Annotated in this window: 1 protein-coding gene; it reads right to left on the reverse strand. The window is 64.8% G+C overall.

All coding sequences use genetic code 11. From position 1 onward, the window contains the following. Positions 1-34: 34 nt before the first annotated feature. A complete protein-coding gene (gene pheS, locus AB1824_13595) occupies positions 35-1,045 on the reverse strand; it encodes a phenylalanine--tRNA ligase subunit alpha (GenBank protein MEW5765992.1) in 1,011 nt (336 codons plus the stop codon). Between the last annotated feature and the right edge of the window lie 184 nt (positions 1,046-1,229).

Here is a 1,229-nt window from a genome sequence, read left to right on the forward strand (position 1 = left end):
GCCGATCCAGCTCAGGGGGAATCGCATGGGGGCCTCAGAATTGCTCCAGGAAGCGCGCGTCGTTCTCGTAGAAGTGGCGGATGTGGTCGATCCCGTACTTCAGCATGGCCATCCGGTCGATCCCCAACCCGAAGGCGAAACCCGTGTACTCCTCGGGGTCGATCCCCACGAAGCCGAAGACGGCGGGGTCCACCATCCCGCAGCCGCCCACTTCCAGCCAGCCGGTCCGTTTGCACACGGGACAGCCCCGGCCCGAGCACAGCACACACGTGAGGTCCGTTTCGGCGGAGGGCTCGGTGAAGGGGAAGAACGAGGGCCGGAAGCGGACCGTGACGTCCTTTCGGAAAAGCCTTCGGTAGAAATGGTCCAGGGTCCCCTTGAGGTGGGCCATGGTGACCCCCCTGTCCACGAGGAGACCCTCCACCTGGCAGAACATGGGGGAGTGGCTGGCGTCGTCGTCCCGCCGAAAGACGCGGCCCGGGGCGATGACCTTGATGGGGGGGCGCCGGGCTTCCATGGTGCGAATCTGGACGGGAGACGTATGGGTCCGCAGGAGGAGCCCGCCCTCCAGGTAGAAGGTATCCTGAATGTCCCGGCTGGGGTGGTCGGCGGGCGTGTTGAGAGCCTCGAAATTGTGGTACGCGTCTTCCACCTCGGGCCCAGTGGCCACGGCGTATCCCATGGAGATGAAGATCTCCTCGATCTCCCTTCGCACCCGCGTGATGGGATGGATGCGCCCGACGTCGGGCGGAAGCCCGGGGAGAGTAAGGTCCACGGCGGGCGGCGCCCTGCGCGCCGAGGCCAGCCGCCGCACGGCCTCTTCGACGGAGGCCTCCAGCTCGCCCTTGAGGGCGTTGACTGCCTGCCCGTATTCGCGCCGGTCCTCGGGGGGCACCGTCTTCAGCGCCGAAAGCAGGTCCGGCAGGATCCCCCGCTTCTTGCCCAGGTAGCGCCCCTTGACTTCGAGGACCTCCGCCTCCGTGGCCGCCCCCGCGATATCCCGGGCGAAGGCCTCGCGTATTTCCTGGAAGCGATCCCTCTGCATACACCTCACTCCTAATGAACTCGTAATTATACCCTTCCAGGGAGAAATCCACAACGCGGCGACTTGCCTCAGCTAATTTCTTTCCGAAATGGATTCGTTGCCTCACCTAAGAATCTTGCCGAAAGGAAGTAAACAAGTGGAGGGGCGCCGCCCCCGAAAGGAGGGGTGCTCCAGGATGAGGCTG

The organism is Acidobacteriota bacterium (assembly GCA_040752915.1).
Classification (GTDB): domain Bacteria; phylum Acidobacteriota; class UBA4820; order UBA4820; family DSQY01; genus JBFLVU01.